This is a genomic window from Alkalibacterium sp. s-m-28, assembly GCF_054658175.1.
The window spans coordinates 1-255 of record NZ_BAAGIQ010000426.1 but is presented as its reverse complement, the minus strand read 5'-3'; the positions used below and the strand labels follow the sequence as shown (position 1 = coordinate 255).

The following is a 255-nucleotide window of genomic DNA, read 5'->3' as shown; positions in this document are numbered from 1 at the left end:
AGCATACAAGTACAGATTATACCCAACCGAACAGCAAAAAGAATATTTTGCGAATTGTTTTGGCTGCGCCCGCTTCATCTACAACCAAATGCTCAGCGACAAAATCAACCACTACAAAGAAACAAAATAAATGCTCCACAATACACCGGCGCAATACAAAAAAGAATGTCCGTTTTTGAAAGAAGTGGATAGTCTAGCATTAGCGAATGCCCAACAGAATCTGGAAAGAGCCTATAAAAACTTTTTCCGAGACAA

At 39.2% G+C, this 255-nt stretch carries 1 pseudogene; it reads left to right on the top strand.

The features are described from left to right. Nucleotides 1–255 (top strand): annotated as a pseudogene (locus ACYQ4S_RS12850) (helix-turn-helix domain-containing protein); the annotation flags it as partial.